This window comes from Streptomyces sp. NPDC057702 (assembly GCF_042799315.1).
In the GTDB taxonomy this organism is placed as follows: domain Bacteria; phylum Actinomycetota; class Actinomycetes; order Streptomycetales; family Streptomycetaceae; genus Streptomyces.
Window position 1 is genome coordinate 166,458 of the sequence record NZ_JBHVJC010000001.1, and the last position, 18,336, is coordinate 184,793.

At 75.9% G+C, this 18,336-nt stretch carries 15 protein-coding genes; 10 read left to right on the forward strand and 5 right to left on the reverse strand.

Annotated elements, in window-relative coordinates; translation table 11 throughout:
- Positions 1-38: 38 nt before the first annotated feature.
- Positions 39-1,376 carry an ABC transporter substrate-binding protein gene (locus ACFVFR_RS00705; RefSeq protein WP_383696491.1) on the reverse strand — a complete coding sequence of 446 codons (1,338 nt, stop codon included), beginning with the start codon at positions 1,374-1,376 and terminating at the stop codon, positions 39-41.
- A gap of 117 nt (positions 1,377-1,493) precedes the next feature.
- Here ACFVFR_RS00705 and ACFVFR_RS00710 point away from each other — a divergent pair, with 117 nt between their 5' ends.
- Complete coding sequence (locus ACFVFR_RS00710; protein WP_383696795.1) at positions 1,494-1,994, forward strand: hypothetical protein; 501 nt, start codon at positions 1,494-1,496, stop codon at positions 1,992-1,994.
- 14 nt (positions 1,995-2,008) lie between these two features.
- Here ACFVFR_RS00710 and ACFVFR_RS00715 read toward each other — a convergent pair whose 3' ends face one another.
- Positions 2,009-2,389: a hypothetical protein gene (locus tag ACFVFR_RS00715; protein ID WP_383696493.1), complete on the reverse strand. Its 381-nt coding sequence runs from the start codon at positions 2,387-2,389 to the stop codon at positions 2,009-2,011.
- Positions 2,390-2,585: 196 nt separating this feature from the next.
- On the opposite strand from ACFVFR_RS00715, the gene purU reads away from it, so the two are divergent.
- On the forward strand, positions 2,586-3,506 hold the full coding sequence (gene purU / locus ACFVFR_RS00720; protein WP_383696495.1) for a formyltetrahydrofolate deformylase: 921 nt from the start codon (positions 2,586-2,588) through the stop codon (positions 3,504-3,506).
- A gap of 1,107 nt (positions 3,507-4,613) precedes the next feature.
- On the opposite strand, the gene ACFVFR_RS00725 is transcribed toward purU, so the two are convergent.
- Both ACFVFR_RS00725 and ACFVFR_RS00730 read right to left on the reverse strand, forming a co-directional pair.
- The gene (locus ACFVFR_RS00725) at positions 4,614-6,182 is read right to left on the reverse strand and encodes an immediate early protein (protein ID WP_383696497.1); all 1,569 of its coding nucleotides are present in this window, start codon (positions 6,180-6,182) and stop codon (positions 4,614-4,616) included.
- Positions 6,179-6,769 (reverse strand): RNA polymerase sigma factor, encoded by a 591-nt coding sequence (locus ACFVFR_RS00730; protein WP_383696499.1) that lies wholly within the window; start codon positions 6,767-6,769, stop codon positions 6,179-6,181. The genes ACFVFR_RS00725 and ACFVFR_RS00730 overlap by 4 nt, the downstream gene beginning before the upstream one ends.
- A gap of 387 nt (positions 6,770-7,156) precedes the next feature.
- Between ACFVFR_RS00730 and ACFVFR_RS00735 the strand changes: the two genes are divergently transcribed.
- A complete protein-coding gene (locus ACFVFR_RS00735; protein ID WP_383696500.1) occupies positions 7,157-7,531 on the forward strand; it encodes an STAS domain-containing protein in 375 nt (124 codons plus the stop codon).
- 214 nt (positions 7,532-7,745) lie between these two features.
- Here ACFVFR_RS00735 and ACFVFR_RS00740 read toward each other — a convergent pair whose 3' ends face one another.
- Positions 7,746-9,218: a helix-turn-helix domain-containing protein gene (locus ACFVFR_RS00740; protein WP_383696798.1), complete on the reverse strand. Its 1,473-nt coding sequence runs from the start codon at positions 9,216-9,218 to the stop codon at positions 7,746-7,748.
- Positions 9,219-9,533: 315 nt separating this feature from the next.
- On the opposite strand from ACFVFR_RS00740, the gene ACFVFR_RS00745 reads away from it, so the two are divergent.
- The 7 genes from ACFVFR_RS00745 to ACFVFR_RS00775 all read left to right on the forward strand — a co-directional run.
- Positions 9,534-10,856 (forward strand): alpha/beta fold hydrolase, encoded by a 1,323-nt coding sequence (locus ACFVFR_RS00745; RefSeq protein WP_383696503.1) that lies wholly within the window; start codon positions 9,534-9,536, stop codon positions 10,854-10,856.
- A 204-nt stretch (positions 10,857-11,060) separates the two neighbouring features.
- Positions 11,061-12,401, forward strand: a complete 1,341-nt coding sequence (locus ACFVFR_RS00750; RefSeq protein WP_383696506.1) for a M64 family metallopeptidase — start codon at positions 11,061-11,063, stop codon at positions 12,399-12,401.
- 386 nt (positions 12,402-12,787) lie between these two features.
- On the forward strand, positions 12,788-12,964 hold the full coding sequence (locus ACFVFR_RS00755; protein ID WP_383696508.1) for a hypothetical protein: 177 nt from the start codon (positions 12,788-12,790) through the stop codon (positions 12,962-12,964).
- Positions 12,961-13,929: a hypothetical protein gene (locus tag ACFVFR_RS00760; protein WP_383696511.1), complete on the forward strand. Its 969-nt coding sequence runs from the start codon at positions 12,961-12,963 to the stop codon at positions 13,927-13,929. Before ACFVFR_RS00755 ends, ACFVFR_RS00760 begins: the two co-directional genes overlap by 4 nt.
- Complete coding sequence (locus ACFVFR_RS00765) at positions 13,926-14,867, forward strand: DUF6895 family protein (RefSeq protein WP_383696514.1); 942 nt, start codon at positions 13,926-13,928, stop codon at positions 14,865-14,867. The genes ACFVFR_RS00760 and ACFVFR_RS00765 overlap by 4 nt, the downstream gene beginning before the upstream one ends.
- A 1,064-nt stretch (positions 14,868-15,931) precedes the next feature.
- Positions 15,932-17,005, forward strand: a complete 1,074-nt coding sequence (locus ACFVFR_RS00770) for a serine hydrolase domain-containing protein (RefSeq protein WP_383696515.1) — start codon at positions 15,932-15,934, stop codon at positions 17,003-17,005.
- A 52-nt stretch (positions 17,006-17,057) separates the two neighbouring features.
- A partial coding sequence (locus ACFVFR_RS00775; protein WP_383696518.1) for a protein kinase occupies positions 17,058-18,336 on the forward strand: 1,279 nt, incomplete at its 3' end.

Consider the following 18,336-nt stretch of genomic DNA (forward strand, 5'->3'; position numbering starts at 1 on the left):
CCGTCACACGGGCCGGGCGGGGCGCGTCTCGCGTGGTGTCAGGCCGCCTTGCGGTTGACCAGCGTCCGGCCCACGTCCACGAAGCCCTGCCGCACCGCCACCAGCTTGCCGTCCCTGACGACCTGGTAGGTCACGTTGGCGTTGACGATCCGCGGGTAGTCGCGGATGGGCAGCAGGTCCTGGAAGCGCCAGCGTAGCTTGGGCGTCAGGCCGCCGGTGTCGACGCTGTGGCCGCGATCCAGCACGGTGCGCACCGAGTGCGCGCTGACCTTGTCCGGGTCGAGCGAGGTGAGGACGGACCTGAGCGCCGTGTACGCGATCCACGTGGTCTGCACGCCGGGGTCGGCGACGTCGATGCGGTTGTCGTCGAAGGCGTAGTCGTCGACGACCGTGTGCATCGGCTTCCAGCGCGGGTCGTCGGCCACCGGGTACCAGCCGGTGGCGTACGTGCCCTCCAGGGCGCTGTCGCGGCCTCCCGTGCTGTCCACCAGGGACTGGCGCACGCTGCCCAGGATCGAGGCGATCCGCACCTTCGAGCCCTCCTTCTGCACGCGGCGGAAGGAGTCGAAGAAGGTGTTCGTGCGCTTGCCGAGCGCCGCGGTCACGCACCCCGGGCCGTTGCCCGTCGTGTCGGCGACCGCGCCGTCGCTCACGCCGGTGCCGGTGCTCGGGGTGGCGCCGGTGCCCGCCCCGGACAGCGCCTGCTCGGCCTGGCGCGTGTAGTCGCTCGCGTCCTCCGGGGCGCGGATGTCGGCGGCCGGCCGGCGGTCGCCCTCGGCCAGGCCCGCGTCGAAGAGTTCGGGCAGTTCGTCACCGGCGATGGTGTCCGGACGCACCAGCGACACCGGCCCGCACACGCCGGCCAGCTGGCGCCCGTTGCCCGCCAGCAGCGCCGCCTGGCCGCCGTTGACCGGATAGGAGAAGGGGCTGCTGAACTCCTCCTCGGAGAGGCCGTAGCCCCCTATGTAGGGGATGCCGGCCGCTTCGAGCGGGGACATGAAGGAGCGCCCGTGTTGGCTGTAGGAGCCGACGACGGCCACGGCCCGTTCGTCGGCGGCGCGCCGGGCGCAATGCGCGGCGGCGATGGCGTCGTTGCGGTCGTTGCAGGTCAGGACACGCAGGGGGCGGCCGTGGATGCCGCCCTTGTCGTTCACCCAGCGGGCGTACGCCTGCGCCATGGCGGGCATGCCCGGCATGTTCGTCGCGTTGGTGTCGTCCGGGGCCCAGGTCATCACGGTGATGGGGTCGTCGCGGGAGCCGCTGGAGGACCCCGAGAGGATGCCGCAGCCACTGATCAGCAGCGTGCCGGCCGCCGCACACGCCGCCGCTCGTGCGGTATTGGAAGGACGGAGGAAGGGACGTCGCCGACCGTTCATGGGCACAGACCCTTGCGCGTCGCCCGGAACGGTTGAGAGTTGTCTGTCTAATGCGAGGTGTATTGAAGGTGAATTGCGGGGGTGTGAGGGGGGCTCCTTGTGCGGAACGTATGATCGATTGCTGTGCAAGGTTCGGAGAAGACTTCCCGTCGCGGTCGCCGCTCGACCACCATGGGCGCTATGCCGCTCACTGACATGCCGTGGTGGCGCTGGCGCAGCAACGTGCGCTCGGCGCTGCACATGCTCTCCGACCCCGGGTTTCAACGGGACTGCTGGCTCGCGGGCCAGGACGGGTACGGGGATGTGACCGACGCCGTGTACCGGCTGGTCGAGGACACCTGGCTGGACAACTGGTCGGCCGAGAAGTACGTCGGGACGATCTTCCGCGACGCGCGGGAGGCCGCGCTCGTGGACGTCGCCGTGCTGCGGGTGCTGCGCATCATGCACGAGGTCGGGGCGGACGCGCCCGTCTCCACGTACATGGGCCACCCCGGTTGGCCGGAGGCGGTGCGGGCCGCGCGCGAGGCCCACGCGCACCTGGCCGCGAGCGACGGGGAGGACCCGGACGTGCCGCCCCGCTCGCTGCACGCGCTGGCGGAGCTGACTCGCACGGCCTGAGAGGACGCGGGTCCTCAGGGAAGCCCGGGGCTGAAGGCGGCGACCACGCCCCCTGCCACCAGGTCCGGGGCGACAGCCAGTTTCAGGGTCGTTACCGGCACCGCCAGCGGTAGTGGTGGCGACATGCTCGGGGCCGTCCGCTTCGGGTTCCTGGGGTCGTGGGTCACCTCAGACCTTCCGGTGTGGAGCGCGCTCGTGAACGTGCGCTTGTTGCCCTCTCCGTCGATGAACCGGTACTCCGATCTCCCGGGCGGTGTGTGCGCGGAGAGCGCCTCGACCCTCACGCCTCTCCGTCGCGGCACGACCTTGTCGCGCAGGTGCTTCACCGACGGGAAAGTGCCCACCGCGCCCAGGGTGAGGGGGAAGAGGCCGAGGACCGCGCCGATGACGAGCACGGACGAACGCGCGACGCCGAGGGAGACCGGGTCCGCAAGGTGGCGGTGGCCCCGCGGCCGCGGACGAGCCGAGAGGAGGACGTGACCGAAACGGCTCCTGGCGCGAGCCCGAGGTTGCGTGCAGGGGCCGACCCGCACCGCCTGGGCCGACCCGCACCACCCGGGCCCGCCGCGCGGTGTGCGACGCTATCGCGTTATGAACGCCTCGCACCCCGCGCCGTCGTCCGCTCCCGAGAGCTTCGTGCTCACGCTGTCGTGCCCCGACAAACAGGGCATCGTGCACGCCGTGTCCAGCTTCCTGTTCATGACCGGTTGCAACATCGAGGACAGCCAGCAGTTCGGCGACCGCGACACCGGCCTGTTCTTCATGCGGGTGCACTTCGCCGGCGGCGGGCGCGAGGAGAGCGCCGAGCCGGCCCCCCGCGCGCAGGCGCCGGTCACCGTGGAGAAGCTGCGGGCCAGCTTCGCCGCCGTCGGGGACTCCTTCGCGATGGACTGGCAGATCCACCGGGCCGACGAGAAGATGCGCGTCGTGCTGATGGTGAGCCGGTTCGGGCACTGCCTCAACGACCTGCTCTTCCGCTCCAGCATCGGCGCGCTGCCCGTCGAGATCGCGGCCGTCGTCTCCAACCACCCCACCTTCGCCGAACTCGTCGCCTCCTACGACGTTCCCTTCCACCACATCCCGGTGACCGCCGACACCAAGGCGGCGGCCGAGGCGCGGCTCCTGGAGCTGGTCCGCGCGGAGAACGTCGAGCTCGTCGTGCTCGCCCGCTACATGCAGGTGCTCTCCGACGACCTGTGCAAGGCGCTGTCCGGGCGGATCATCAACATCCACCACTCGTTCCTGCCGAGCTTCAAGGGCGCCAAGCCCTACCACCAGGCGCACGCGCGCGGCGTCAAGCTCATCGGCGCCACCGCGCACTACGTGACGGCCGACCTCGACGAGGGCCCGATCATCGAGCAGGAGGTCGAGCGGGTCGGCCACGACGTCACCCCGGACCAGCTCGTCGCGGTGGGCCGCGACGTGGAGTGCCAGGCCCTGGCCCGCGCCGTCAAGTGGCACAGCGAGCGCCGCGTCCTGCTCAACGGCCGCCGCACGGTCGTCTTCGCGTAGCGCCGTCCGGCGCGGGGCCGCCGTCCGGCGCGGGCTCGCCGCCTGGGGTGGGGCCGCCTCCTGGGGTGGGCCGCTGTCCGGCGCGGGGCCGCCGTCCGGCGCGGGCTCGCCGCCTGGGGTGGGGCCGCCTCCTGAGGTGGGCCGCTGTCCGGCGCGGAGCCGCCGTCCGGCGCGGGCTCGCCTCCTGGGGTGGGGCCGCCTCCTGAGGTGGGCCGCTGTCCGGCGCGGGGCTGCCGTCTGGGGTGGGGCCGCCGTCCGGTGTGGGCTCGCCGCCTGGGGTGGGGTCGCCGTTCGGCGTGGGGCTGCCGTCTGGGGTGGGCTCGCCGCCTGGGTGGGGCCGCCGTCCGGCGGGGGCCGCTGTCCGGCGGGGGCCGCCGTCCAGTGTGGGCTCGCCGCCCGGGGGTGGGGTCGCCGTTCGGCGCGGGCTCGTCGTCTGGGATGGGGCCACTGTCTAGCGCGGAGCCGCCGTCTGGGGTGGGGTCGCCTCCTGGGGTGGGCCGCTGTCCGGCGTGGGGCTGCCGTCTGGGGTGGGCTCGCCTCCTGGGGTGGGGTCGCTGTCCGGCGCGGAGCCGCCGTCTGGGGTGGGGTCGCCGTTCGGTACGGGCTCGTCATTCCGGGGTGGGGCCGCCTCCCGGGGTGGGTTCGTCGTCCGGCGTGGGCTCGCCCCCTGGGGTGGGGCCGCCTCCCGGGGTGGGTTTGTCTTCCGGGACTGGGGGCCGGGCTCGTTGGGGTGCGGGTGGTCGACGGGCTGGCCGGAGGGGGCTCGTCGCCGGGGTGCCGGCCTGCGCGTGGGCCTGGGGGCCCGACGGAGATCGCGCGCCCGTGTGTCGCTGAGGCTCGCGTACCGCCGGGGGCCGTCGACTGGCGCGGGCTCGTCGTCTGGGGCGCTGGGGGTGCCGGGGCGCGGCGGTCCGTGTGCCGCCGCGGCCCGTACGCCACCGGGGGCGGGCGTCTACCGGGGGGCGTCGCCCTGCCGGGGCCCGGCGCCCAGCCCGGGATCGGTGCCGGGGCGAGGCCCCGGGCCTCGCCGTGCCCGGCGTCGTGGCGAGGCCCGGCGTCCCACCGGCGTCAGGTGCCTCGGCGGGCCCGGCGGGCTGCGGGGCGGGCTCACAGGCGGGAGAGCGAGGCGGTCGCGTAGAGCACGTCGCGGATCGCCTCGGGGTCGCCGAGTTGGCCGGCCGCCGCGCCCAGCGGTGGCACGTGACCCGCCACCAACTGGCAGAACTCCTCCCGATCCAGCGCGATGTGTGCCACCTCCGCGTCCGGGGAGGCCGGCGCGGTGGGCGAGTCGAGCGCGATGTACCAGTGACCGCCGCCGTGCCCCTCGACCTCCAGGTGCAACGTGCGGCTCGGCACGCCCGCCCGGCCCAGGTTGTGCGGCGGGCTCGCCAGCCCGGCCTGCCGTCGCTCGGCGAGCACCCGGGGCAACAGCCGCGCGCACAGGTCGATCATCAGGTTCAGGTGCGCCGCGGCCGGCGGCTTGTACGGGTAGTGCACCGCTTCCGCGATGTCCACGCCGTGCACCCAGCACTCGAAGGCGCGGTCCAGGAACGAGTCCCGCATCGGCAGCGCGAACTCGCCGTAGGGCACCGAGAGCTGGGCGATACCCCGGCCGGCGAAGGACACGGACCGGATCAGCGCGTGCCCCTGGTCGCGCCACGGGCCCCGGATGGCGTCCGCGCGCGGGCCGGCCCGCGAGGGCTCCAACGGGGCGCCGGCGGCCGGTCGGGTCGCGGCCCGTGGCGGGCGCGGGCCGGGTGGGTGGTCGTCGGCCCCGGTGAGCCGGGCCACGTGCGCGGGCTCGGCGTGCCAGTACGCGTCGGTGCGGGCCAGCGGCCCGGTGGGCGCGTCGGGGCCGAGCGGGTCGGGGAGCCCGACGGCCGTGGCGACCACGCCGTCCACCGTCAGCAGATGGCCGATGACGCCGGCCACCGTCGTGTCGCGCACACGGGCCCGCTCACCGTCGAACCACCGCAACGTGACCGGCGCGCGCCACTCCGCCGCGCCCATGTCGCTGACCAGCGCGTCGAGTCGGGCGGTCTCCGCGTCGTACGGCGCCGCCCACTCGGGCACCGGGATACGGGCCGGGCGGCGGCCCAGACAGCCGGCGAGCACCCGCGATCTGAGCTGCGGACTGAGGTCGAGGTTCTCCTCCGCGTGCAGCAGGCCGACCGCCCTGCGCAGCCGTACGGCCTCCTCGGCGCAGGTGGGGCACTGGTTGAGATGGTGGTCGACCACCGCGATCTCTTCGGGCGAGCAGGCGGCCAGCGCCCACGCGCCGAGCATCGACTTGAGTACCCGGTGCGAGGGGGCGGGCGCCCCGGGCGCGCCGATCAGGTCGGACGCCGCGCTCACGGCGCCGTCCCCGCCTCGTGTGTCGGGGTCGGGCGTCGTGTCGGCCGCCGGTCGGGGGTCAGGGCGCGCTGTCGTGGGGTTAAGTGCATCCGCCTCGGGCTCCGTGTCTCGTGTCTCGGCCTCCGCTCGCGCGGCCTCGGACGGCCCGCCGGGCGCCGGCGGCGTGGTGGGCGCGCCGCGCGGCCGGGCCGACACCGAGCGGGGCCAGTGCCCGCTGTCCTCGGCGGGCGCGCGCGGCGCGGGTATACGAGGCCGCCCGGCGGGGCCGGGGGCGTTGCTGTCGTCGGGGCCGCTGCGGCCCGGCACGCCCGGCCCGCTCACCGGGTCCGCCCGTGCTCCGGGGGCGCGACGGCCCGTGGGGCGGCGTCGTGCGCCGTGGAGAGCAGTTGCAGCCCGAGCCGCAGTCGCCGCCGGGCCTCGTCCTCGGTGACCCCGAGCGCGGCGGCGGCCTGGCGGTAGTCCTGCCGCTCGCGGTAGGCGAGTTCGAGCGCGCTGCGCAGCGGCGCGGGCATGGCGGTCACGATGTAGTCGGCGCGGGCGGCGGCGGAGGCGCTCTGGATCTTGCGCTCCACCTCCTCCGGGGTGTCCCCGTCGCCGTCCGCGTCCTCGTGCGCGGTGGCGGCCTTGGCCTGGCGCAGCCGGTGTACCGCCTGCTGGTGGGTGAGGCCGGCGATCCACGAGCGCAGCGAACTCCGCTTCGGGTCGAAGGAGTCCGGGTTCTCCCAGACGTGGGCGAAGACGTCGCGGGTGATGCGGTCGGCCGCCTCCTCCTCGCCGAGTACGCGGTAGGCGAGGTGGTGCACCAGGGACGCGAAGCGGTCGTACAGCTCACCGAGCGCGGCTGCCTCGCCGCGGGCCAGGCGCTGCTGCATCTTGCGATCCCAGCGAAGCGGTGCTTCCTGCGTCATGCGGGCCCCCAAGGTCCCCGATTCCCGTCCCGAACCGTGTGCCGGTCCATGCCACCGTCCCCCGAATGTAGTCCGGAGCGTCGCGGGCAACGGGGCTTTGGCACAAGGTCCATCGGCCGGGTGGTCGCTGATGGTATGGCGGCGATCACTTTGGGCCAGGGAACTTTGATCGGTGTCGAATGCTCATGTGCGAAGGTGGCGATGTGTTATGGGCGTGTGACCGGATTTTTGCGGCTGTTGTGCCGTAGCGGGGCATAGGGTCGGAAGGGTTGGCTGGTTTCGCGTGGGTCCGGGGTTTCGTGGCGTGGCGCACGGGCAGCCGCTCCGGGAGCAGCCAGTTCCGGTTGACGGGTTCCGGTGGGCGGACGAGGAAGGGACGTCGGGCGCGTGACGTTGAAGGTGTTGGAGGTCGAACAAGGGGAGTGGGCCGTGCTGCGGGTCTGCGGCGAGATGGACCTGGTGACCTCGCCCGCCGTCCGGCAGCACGTGCACGACGCGGTCGCCGAGGGGCGCCGAAGTCTCGTGCTGGACCTGGGCGAGGTCCGGTTCTGCGACTCCAGCGGCGTCGGCGTGCTCATCGCCGCCCGCCGGCTGATGCGCTCGTGCTCGGGGCGGCTGCGGCTGATACTGCCCGCCCAGGGAGCCGTGGACGGCTCCCACGTGAACCGCGTCCTCGCCGCGCTCGGCGTACGCCGCCTCTTCGAGGTCTACCCCGACCTCCACACGGCGACCGACGAGACGGCCGAACCCCTCTCCGCCTGACGGCCCCGCGCGAGCCGGTTCCGTGTGCGCGGTGTGCGTACGCGCCGCTTCCGTAAGGGGCCCGCGCGGCCCGGCGCCGCCGCGTACGACCTCCGTGGGCCCCGCGTGACGCGCCCCGCGCCTCGCGTCCGCCCGCCCCACCCGGGCGACCCCCGCCCGCCCCGCCCCCGTACGTTCCGCCCCGCCGGGGGCGGGCGTGCGGGGGCGGTCTTGGTCAGAGGCTTGTCAGCGGGCCGGTCGGGGGGCTGGCGGGGGCGGGGCCCAGGGTGGTGGTGCCGGGGGCGGCGCGGTGGCCCAGGCCGGTGCGGTACGCGTCGAGGGCTGCCTCCACACGGCCGGTGCGGCGGAGCAGGTCGCCGAGGAGCCGGCACAGGTCGGCCAGGTCGCCGGCCGCGCCGGAACGCTCCAGCAGGGACAGCGCGGCGCAGTAGTGCTCCTCGGCGGCCTCGACGTCGCCGCGTTCCTCCGCGATCAGGCCGAGCAGCCGATGCGCCCCGCCCGCGTGCACGGCGCCCCGCTCGGCCGTCAACCCGCCCGTGGCCGGGCCCGCGTCCCGGCGGATGGCTTCGGCGGCCGGCCCGCTCGGCCCGGTCGCTCCGGTCGCGGCCGGGGGCGTGTCCGTGTCGCGCGCGGGGGCGGGCCGTGGGGTGGGGGCCAGGAGGGGGCGCAGGAGGTCCTGGGCCTCGGTGATCTTGCCCCGGCGGCGCAGGACGTCCGCGAGTTCCACCTCGACCTGCGTGGTGAACAGCGCGGCGCGCTTGGCGGCCAGCATCGCGCGGGCGGTGCGGAGTTCGTCCTCGGCCCGGGCCAGGTCGCCGTCCTGGGCGTGGACGTAACCGCGCATCCAGTGGCAGTGCGCCAGATCGGTGTGCAGGCGCGCCTGCCGGTAGAGCTCCTGCGCCTTGGCCAGCGAGGCGTCCGCCTCGGCCGTGCGGCCCTCCGCGATCAGGGTGCGGGCCACGCCCCGGTGCATGCCGGCGACCAGGACCGGGTCGGCCACCCGGGGCGCCAGCGCCAGCGCCAACTCGGCGGCCTGCGCTGCCCGCGCGTGCGCGCCCATGTCCATGTACGGGGCGATGGCCGCGGTGTACAGGAGCAGCAGCGCGTCGGGGTCGTGCAACCCGGAGGCGTTGAGCTCGTCCAGCGCGCTCTCCAGCAGGTAGCAGGCGTAACGGAGTTCGCCCGCCAGCAGGTGGGCGGTGGCCCGGCCCCGGATGGCGGGGACCCGGCACGGCAGCGGCTCCGCCGCCAGCGTCCGCTCGGCCTCCTCGAACCGCTCGCGCGCCGTGCCCAGTTCACCGCTCTCCAGGGCGCAGTCGCCGAGTCCGACCAGCGCCGTGGCCTGCTCGGTCGGCAGCGCCAGGTGTCGGGCCTGGTCGAGCAGCGCGGCGAACGCCTCGGCCGCGCCGTGGGCCGCGCCCGTCGCCAGCGTCTGCCGGGCGTCGGCCAGGGCCATCCGCAGGTCGGTGGCGGCCCCCGGGGAGCGGCCGGTGGCCAACTCCTCGGGGCTGGTGCCCAGTCGTCCGGCCAGGTGGCGCAGCGCGGTGTCCGAGGGGCGCACCCGGCCCGCCTCCAGCGTGGAGACGTAGGCGGCGGTGTACGCGGGCTCGGCGACCTGGCGCTGGGTGAGCCCGCGTTCGGTGCGCAGCCGCAGCACGCGGCGCCCGATGGCGCGCGGGCTGGTCAGGTCCTCGGCCGCGTCCTCGGCCGGTTCGGCGGCCGGCCTCGGTGTCCGGCCGGCCGGTCGCTCGGCGCGCGCCTCGCCCGCCACCGGCCGGCGGGCCGCCGCGCGCCGTGCCACGCCACGGGGTTCGCCGCGCCCCACGCGCTGCGGTTCGCGCTCGCGCGCCGTGCCCCTGCCGCCCCGGGGCGCCGGGTCCCCGGCCGCCCGGGTGCCCTTGTCAGCCACCGTGCCCTCGTCTCCCACGGGTAGGTTGGTCGCGAAGCGGTTTATCTCCGCGATAAATTCATTTAACTAGTCGATTTGCTGGAGGATGGACAGATGTCGAACGTGATCGACTCTCCCGCGACCGTACGCCAGCCGGGCCTGGTCCTCACCGATCACCTCTTCGACGTCCCCCTGGACCACGCCGCGCCCGACGGGGAACAGGTGCGCCTCTACGCCCGCGAGGTCGTCGCCGCCGACCGGTACGCCGACCGCGACGGGCTGCCCTGGCTGCTCTACCTCCAGGGCGGGCCGGGCTTCGGCGCCGACCGCCCGGTGGGGCGCGGCGGCTGGCTCGGCCGGGCCCTGGAGGAGTTCCGGGTCCTCCTCCTCGACCAGCGCGGCACCGGCCGCTCCACCCCCGCCAACCGGCAGACCCTGCCGACCCGGGGCGCCCCCGCCGAACAGGCCGAGTACCTCAGCCACTTCCGGGCCGACGCGATCGTGCGCGACTGCGAGCTGATCCGGGCCCGCCTGACGGGGGGACGCCCGTGGACGGTGCTCGGCCAGAGCTTCGGCGGCTTCTGCACGGTCAGCTACCTCTCGTACGCGCCCGAGGGGCTCGCCGCGGCCGTGATCACCGGCGGGCTGCCCGGCCTGACCACGGACGCCGACGCGGTCTACCGGGCCGCCTACCCGCGCATGGAGCGCAAGACGCTGGCGCACTACGCCCGTTACCCCGGCGACGCCGACATCCTCGCCCGCCTCGTACGACACCTGGGCACGCACCAGGAGGTGCTGCCGGACGGCTCCGCGCTCACGCCCGAGACCCTCCAGCAGCTCGGCATCCTGCTCGGCGGCGGCGAGGGCTCGCACCGGCTGCACTACCTGCTGGAGGACCCCTTCGTGACCACCGTCGACGGGCCCCGGCTCAGCGACGCGTTCGGCGAGCGGGTCGCCGCCGTGCTCGGCCGTGCCGCCAGCCCGCTCTACACGCTGCTGCACGAGTCCATCTACGCACAGGACGGCCGCGCCACCAACTGGTCGGCGCACCGCGTACGGGCCGAGTTCGCCCAGTTCGACGCGGTGGGCGCGGTCGCCGCCGGCGCGCCCGTGCTGCTCACCGGTGAAAGCGTGCACCCGTGGATGCTCCAGGCCCAGCCCGCGCTGCGCCCGCTGCGCGAGACGGCGAACGCCCTGGCCGAGCGCACCGGTTGGGGTCCGCTGTACGACGTCGAGCGGCTGGCCCGCAACACCGTGCCAGTGGCCGCCGCGATCTACCACGACGACCTGTTCGTGGACACCGACCACGCGCTGGCCACCGCCCGCGCGATCCGGGGCCTGCGGACCTGGGTCACCGACGAGTACGAGCACGACGGCGTGCGGGCCCAGGGCGGCGCGGTGCTCGACCGGCTGCTGCGGCTGACCCGCGACGCCTGACCGCGCCCCGCCCGGGTCGTCCCGGCCCGCCCCCCGGGGTCGGTGCCGGGGCGCCGGAGGGCGGGCCGCGCGGCGCGTTCCCGCCCCGTTCCCCGCGAAAGACGGGTCCGACCCATTGTCCGACGGCTCCCGGCACCTCTACCTTGAGCGGCAGCTTAAGTTGACTTAACAAGCCGTTTACGTACCCTCCACGGGAGAGTCGCCATGCCCAGACGTGATCGAGCCCGCCGGCGGACCAGCGCGATGGTGGCGGGGGTCGCCGCCGTCGCGGTGCTCGCCGGGACCGCGAGCGCGGCGGGTGGCGCCGCCGAACAGCGGCGCGGGAGCGCGGCCGACCAACGCACCCACGAGGTCGAGTACTTCAGCGGGCCCGGTGGCCACGGCCGGCACGTGCGGGTGCCGGCCGTAACGCCCGAGCGCATCGCCCGCGCCCAGCGCCCGCTGGCCCCGGCCGCGCGGTCCGGCGACGGCGAGGTGACGCCGATCGCGCGGAACGGCTCCGTCGCCGACAAGCTGGACGTCGTCGTCATCGGCGACGGCTACACCGCCGACCAGCAGGCCGACTTCCAGACCGACGCGCGCGCCACGTGGGAGCGGGTCTCGGAGGTCGCCCCGTACGACGCCTACCGGGGCCTGTTCAACGTGTGGGCGGTGGGCGCGGTCTCGCGGGACTCCGGCGTCTCCGGCGACCCCACCCGGTCCGTGGTGCGCGACACCGCGCTCGGCTCGTACTTCTGGTGCGACGGGCTGGAGCGGCTGCTGTGCGTGGACACCGACAAGGTCGAGTCGTACGCGGCCAAGGCGCCCGCCGCCGACCTGGTCATCGTGGTCAGCAACGCCACCAAGTACGGCGGCGCCGGCTACAACGACGTGGTCTCCGGGCCCGGTTACGACGGCATCGCCACCGTCTCCTCCGACCACCCCGACTCCGCCCAGGTCGCCGTGCACGAGACGGGCCACTCGCTGGGCAAGCTCGCCGACGAGTACGTCTACGAGGAGTACGGCACCTACACCGGGCCCGAGCGGCCCGCCGCCAACGCCAGCACCCTGGGCGCCTCCGCCATGGCCGACCGGCGCGCCAAGTGGTACCGCTGGCTCGGCCAGCCGTCGCCGGACGGCGGCACGGTCGGGGCGTACGAGGGCGGCGACTACTACCCGCGCGGCATCAACCGCCCCACCGAGAACTCGATCATGCGCACCCTGGGGCGGGAGTTCAACCTGCCCGGACGCGAGGCGATGATCGCGGGCTTCTACCGGCACGCGAGCGTGCTGAGCAGCGCGACGCCCACCGACCGGCCGCTGGCCCGGGGGCAGCGGGTGCGCGTCCAGGTGCCGGCTTCGGCGTCGGTGCGCTGGTACGTGGACGGGCGTGAGGTGCGCGCGGCGCGCGGCAAGGACGCGGTCACCCCGGCCGCGCTGGGCGTACGGCCGGGTGGCTCGGGCCACCGGATCACGGCGCGCGCCACCGACGACACGGCCGCCGTGCGTGACCCGAAGGTGCGCGAGTCGCTGACGGACAGCCGGAGTTGGCGGGTGCGCGGCTGAGGTGCCCGCGCCCGCGCGCGCTCACGCCCGCGCGAGCGCGGGCGAACGGCGGCCGGCGGGCGGTGAGTTGCGGAGCGGGAGGCGGCGGCGGTCGGCGCGGCGCCGGGGGCGGTCCCCGGGGCGGCCGGCCGCCGCCGTCGGCGTCTCCACGGCGGACGCTCGCGGTGGCCGGCCGGGCGCCTATTTCTTACAGGGTTCTGTTTAAGGCTCACCAAGAGGCGACGTCGGTCACCGAGTTGGGGGCGGCGTTACGCCGGACGCGTGCTTGCGGGGGCGATGTCAGCGGGTCGGCCACGCCGAGCCGCATATCAGATTGAAGAGGTGTAAATTAGGACATCGTGAACAGTCATCGACAGCGATGGCCACAACTATTGAGGAGGCAATCGATGCTTGCTCAGCACACCGCATCCCTACTCGCGACCCCCACTGACCAGGCTGCCGTCGGTCACCTGATGACGGAGCCCGAGGCGCCGCTGAGCGACGCCCCGATGTACACGCCGCAGGCCGCGGGTGTGCTGCTCCTTCTCGCGCTTCTTTCGCCGAAGGAGCCGAAGGACAAGTGAGCCCCGATCGGTCGCAGACGGCCTACGCCGAATCGGCGGCCGACCTGGCTCTTCGTGTCCTCGGCGCCCTTCGGGGCGCCGGGGGCACGGCCCTGGTCGCCGAGCATGTGGAGCGTGCGGACGATCCGAAGGCCGCACTGGCCGCCCTACGGGTCGTGGGGGCGGACGCCTTCGCCCCCTTCCTGCTCGGCGACAGCGTGTTCCACCCCCAGGACGCGGCGGCCTTCGCCACGTCCTTCACGATCTTCCCGCCGCCCGTCACCTCGCCCACCCCGCCCCCCGAAGGCCCGGCCGAACCCTGGGTCGTCGCCTGGCGCGACTGGGCGATGGCCGAACTGCTCGGCCGCTTCACCGCCCCCCTCGGCCCGCCCGCCGCTCCCGGCGCCGACGTCGCCGGCCTGGCCGAGCTGACCGGCATCGACACCGCGCGGGTCACCGGGGTACAGGCACCCCAGCCGCAGGGCGCGCCGCTGCTGGCCGACGACCGGCTCCGGGCCGCGTACGGCACCGGCGGCGCCCGCGCGCGCGAGGCCGTGCGCGTCCCCGAGGGCTCCTACGCCGCCGACCGGCTGAGCGCCGCCGGCACCACGGGCAGCCCCTACGCCGCCGACGCCCCCGCCTCGGCCGCCGAGGCCGCCGGCCTGGACTGGCAGCGCTGGTCCGTGCGCATGGGGCAGCTCTCGCCGCTGGCCCTGCCCGGCCTGGACAGCCCCGTCCACCGCGCCGCGCGGGCCGCCCCGCTGGCCCTGGCGCGCGGCGCCAGCCGCGCCATGCTGCGCCGCGACCACCCCACCGCCACCCGGGTCGTGCGCTGGCTGGCCCTGCTCGCCGCCGACGGCGTACCGCTGCCGCTGGAGCTGCCTCCGCTGATCGAGCACCTCGAACTGCTCGGCGGCGGCGGACCCCGGCTCTCCCTCGACCTGGCCATCGCCCGCCGACTGCTCGCACTGGAGCCCCCCGCATGACGGCGTCCGTCACCCAGACCGCGCACCAGGTCAGCTCGAAGGCGCTGGCCTGGCTGCACACCCACCACGAGCGTGGGGCGCTGCCCGACGACACCACGGCCGACCTCGGCGACCCGAACAGCGTGTACAAGCCGCTGGGCGAGACGGCGCTGGCCGGCACCCTGGTGCTACGCGAGGCCGCCGCCGGGACCACCGAGCTGCGGGTGGCCCGCGAGCTGATCGACTACTGCTGGCGGCAGTTCGGCGAGGGCGACATGCTCTACGAGCGGCTGTTGCGCTACCCGATGATGAGCGACCCGCTGGAGACGTACGCGCACTTCACCCGGGCCGGCTACCGGCACCAGCCGCTGGAGCGGCTGCTCGCGCACACCTCGGGGCTGCGGACCGTACACGGGCTGGAGCAGATGCCCAACCGCAAGCTCGCGGTCGCCAACGCGGCCCGCATCGTCGGCCTCGACTCGGGCCGGCACGCCTACGACTGGGACGCGCTGGCCCGCGCGACCTGGCTCGGCGGCACCCCCGAACCCTGGCTCATCGACTGGATGACCGGCTACTCGCTCACCCACGCCGTCTTCCACCTCACCGACTGGGGCGCCAACCCCACCGGCCTCTCGCACGAGCTGACCGAGTACGTCGCGACCTGGCTGCCGGTGTGGATCGACATCTGGGCCGAGATCGAGCAGTGGGACCTGGTCGCCGAGCTGATGATCGTCGGCTGCTGTCTGGAGCGCCCGTACTGCGACGCGGCCGACTGGGAACTGCTGGCCCGGGTCCAGCACGCGGACGGCCTGCTGCCCCGCGACGGGGACCCCGTCTCCGACGACCCGGACGAGCGCTTCGAACACCACCAGCACACCGCCGTGGTCGCCGCCGTCGCCGGCACCCTGGCGGTCTCCCGCACCCTGGGCGGCGGCCAGCACGCGCCGGCGGGCCGGTGAGCGGCCCACGCGAGGAGCAGGGCCCCCGCCCCGCCACCGGCGGGGCTCCCGCGTCCGACGGGACCCCCGCGTCCCCGCCGCGCGGGACCGGCGGACCCTCCCGTAAGTCCGGCGGCGCGCGTTCCCGCCGGCGCGCGGACGATCCGAAGGCGGCGCCACCCCCCGCGTTGCCGCCGCCCGGTGAGCGCGCGCCCGGCGAGCCGGGCCGTGCCGACTCCGGCCGCGCGGCGGCGAACCCCGGGAAGGCGGGCCGTGCGAAGGCGGGCCCCGCGAAGAGTCGCCCCGCGCGGGCGGGCCGCGCGAAGGCGGGCCGCGCCGACGCCCCGGCGCGCGGCACGCGACCGACCACCGGCCGCCCCACCACCGACCCGGCCCCACCCGTCACCCCGGCCGCTTCGGCCGGTGGCCCGGCCTCCTCGGCGAGCGGGCCCGCCACCCCGGCCGGGGATTCGGCCTCATCGGCCAGCGGCCCGGCCGGGTTCGCCCGTTCGGCCGACGGTTCGGCCACTTCCGCCAGCGGTCCGGCTGGTCCTGTTACTTCGGCCGGTGGCCCGGCCTCCTCGGCGAGCGGCGCGGGCGCCCCAGCGGCGCCCGCCGGCAACCCCGCTACCCCGGCCAGCGGCCCGGCCGGTCCTGTTACTTCGGCCGGTGGCCCGGCCTCCTCGGCCAGCGGCGCGGGCGCCGCAGTGGCGCCCGCCGGCAACCCCGCCGCGCCCGTCACCTCCGCGAACGGTTCGGTGGCTGCCGCCTCGGCGGGCGGCGCGGAGACCTCCGCGACATCCAAGAGGCCGGCCAGTGGCTCGGCCTCCTCGGCCAGCGGACCGGCCAGGCCCACCCGTTCGGGCAGCGGCTCAGCCACCTCCGCCCTCTCGGCCAGCGGCCCCGTCAGTCCGGCCAGCGGCCCAGCCACCCCCGCCACCGGCCCGGCCGGACCCGCCCGTTCGGCCGGCGCCGCCAGTGGCCCGCTCCGCGCGCAGACCGCCACCCCGACCCCCACCCGGACGCCCGCCGCGACAGCGGCCCCCGTGGCCTCCGGGGGGCGGGCGCGGCGGGGGCCGGTGCCGGTGGGGGCCGAGCCCGAGTGGGCCACCGAGGCGCTGGTGCCGTTGCTGCGGGCCGCGCCGGGGGCCAGTGGGGTCGCGGTCGCCGCGCGGCGGGGTACGGACCGGGTCTTCCTCGCGGACGGGCGTACCGCCTGGGGCGACGGCCGCCCGGTGGACGCCGACACGCGCTTCGAGATCGGCTCGCTGACCAAGCCGTTCACCGCGCTGCTGCTGGCCGAGTCGGTGGCGCGCGGCGAGGTGCGGTACGAGGACCCGATCACCCGCTTCCTGCCCCGGGTGGCCGCCCCGCGCGTGCCGGGCGACCCGATCACGCTGCTCCACCTGGCCACCCACACCTCCGGGCTGCCCCGACTGCCACCCGGCTTCCTGGCCCAGGCCGCGCCGGAGTGGTTCACCAACCCGTACGCCACCTTCCGCACCGAGGACCTGCTGGCCGCCCTCGGCCGGACGCGTCCGCGCTCGCGCGCCGGCCACCGGTTCCGGTACTCCAACTTCGGCGTCGGCCTCCTCGGCCACCTGCTCGCGCGGGCCGCGACGCCCAGCCGGGGGGCCTACGGCGACTACGGCGAACTCCTGGCCGCCCGCGTGCTGCGCCCGCTCGGGCTGCGTCGGACGAGCTGCGCGCCCGACGCCGTCCAGGCCACCGGCTACTGGCACGGCCGGGCCCGCCCGCCGTGGGAGATCCCCGGCCTGCCCGGGGCCGGCGCGCTGCGCTCCACCACCCGCGACCTGCTCGACCTGCTGGACGCGCTCGCCGATCCGCGCACGGCCCCCGGTACGACACCGGCCCGGCTGACCACGGCCCTGGCGGACGTGATCCGGCCCCGGCTCGTGGTGCCGCGCGGCACCGCGCGGATGGCCCTGGTGTGGAACATCCGCCCGCGCCCCGGGTTCGACCTCTACCACCACTCGGGCGGCACGCGGGGCTTCACCGCGTTCGCCGGGTTCAGCCCGCAGGCGGGCGTCTCGCTGGTCGCCCTGGCCAACCGGGCGCCCGCGCTGAACGGGGCCTTCATCCAGCAGGCGTACAGCGCGTTGCGAGGGTTGGCGACAGGGTGTGTGGAGGGGGCGTAGGGGCGCGCCCCTGAGCGCGGGAGCGCCGTAACGCGTGTTGCAAGATGGCCGCATGGTACGCAACGGGGGCAACGCGCGGCTGATCGCCGGGCGTTATCGACTGGTGGGGCAGCTCGGGCGCGGCGGCATGGGGACCGTGTGGCGGGCCCAGGACGACCTGCTCGGCCGGCAGGTCGCGGTCAAGGAACTGCACCTGGACGAGGGGCTGTCCGCGCTGGACGCCCAGCTGCGGCGCGAGCGCACGCTCCGCGAGGCGCGCACCGTCGCCCAGTTGGGGCACCCCCACGTCGTGGTCCTGCACGACGTGGTCGAGCAGGACGAACGCCCCTGGATCGTCATGGAGTTGGTCGACGGGCACTCGCTGGCCGACCAGATCGCCGAGAGCGGGCCGGTCGACCAGCGTGAGGCGGCCCGCATCGTCCTGGCCCTGCTCGACGCGCTGGGCACCGCGCACGCGCGCGGCGTGCTGCACCGCGACATCAAGCCGGCCAACGTGCTGATGGAGGCCGGCACCGGGCGCGTGGTGCTCACCGACTTCGGCATCGCCCAGGTCGCCGGGGCCACCACCATCACCGAGACGGGCACCTTCGTCGGCTCGCCCGAGTACACCGCGCCCGAGCGGATGTCGGGCCGCAGGACCGGCCCCGAGTCCGACCTGTGGTCGCTCGGGGTGCTGCTGTGCACGCTGGTCAGCGGCGAGTCCCCGTTCCGCCGCGACTCGCTGGGCGGGGTGCTGCACGCCGTCGTCTTCGACGAGATCCACGCGCCGGCGCAGGCCGGCCCGCTCGCCCCCGTCATCCTCGGCCTCCTGGAGCGCGACCCGGCGCGCCGGCTGACCGCGTCCGGCGCGATCGCGCTGCTCGGCGCGTACGGCGCGCACCCCACCTCCGACGAGGACCTGCCGCTCGCCGTCGGCGCCCCCCGGCGGGCCACGCCACCGGGTCACGCCCCGTCGCCGCCCGGCCCCGCCGCGTACGCCCCCGGCCCCGCGCGGCGCGACCAGACCACCCCGCACGACGCCCCCGGCCACCCGGCACCTCCCGGCTCCGGCACGTACGCCATCGGCCGCCCGGCCCCGCCCGGCCCCGCCGCGTACCCGACCCACCCGCAGGCCGGCCCCGGCCATCCGGCCACGGTCCGCCCCGAGCACGTGGCGACGGCCGGGCCTGGCCACCCGGTCGCCGTCGACCCCCCACCCGCCCCCCACACCCGGTCGGCCGCGCCCGGCGCGCCGGCCACGGGGTCCGGCGGGCCCGAGCGCCCCCCCCCCCGGCCCGCCCGGGGGGGGGGCGGGCGGGGCGGGCGCCCGGGGCGGGGGGGGGCGGGGGGGC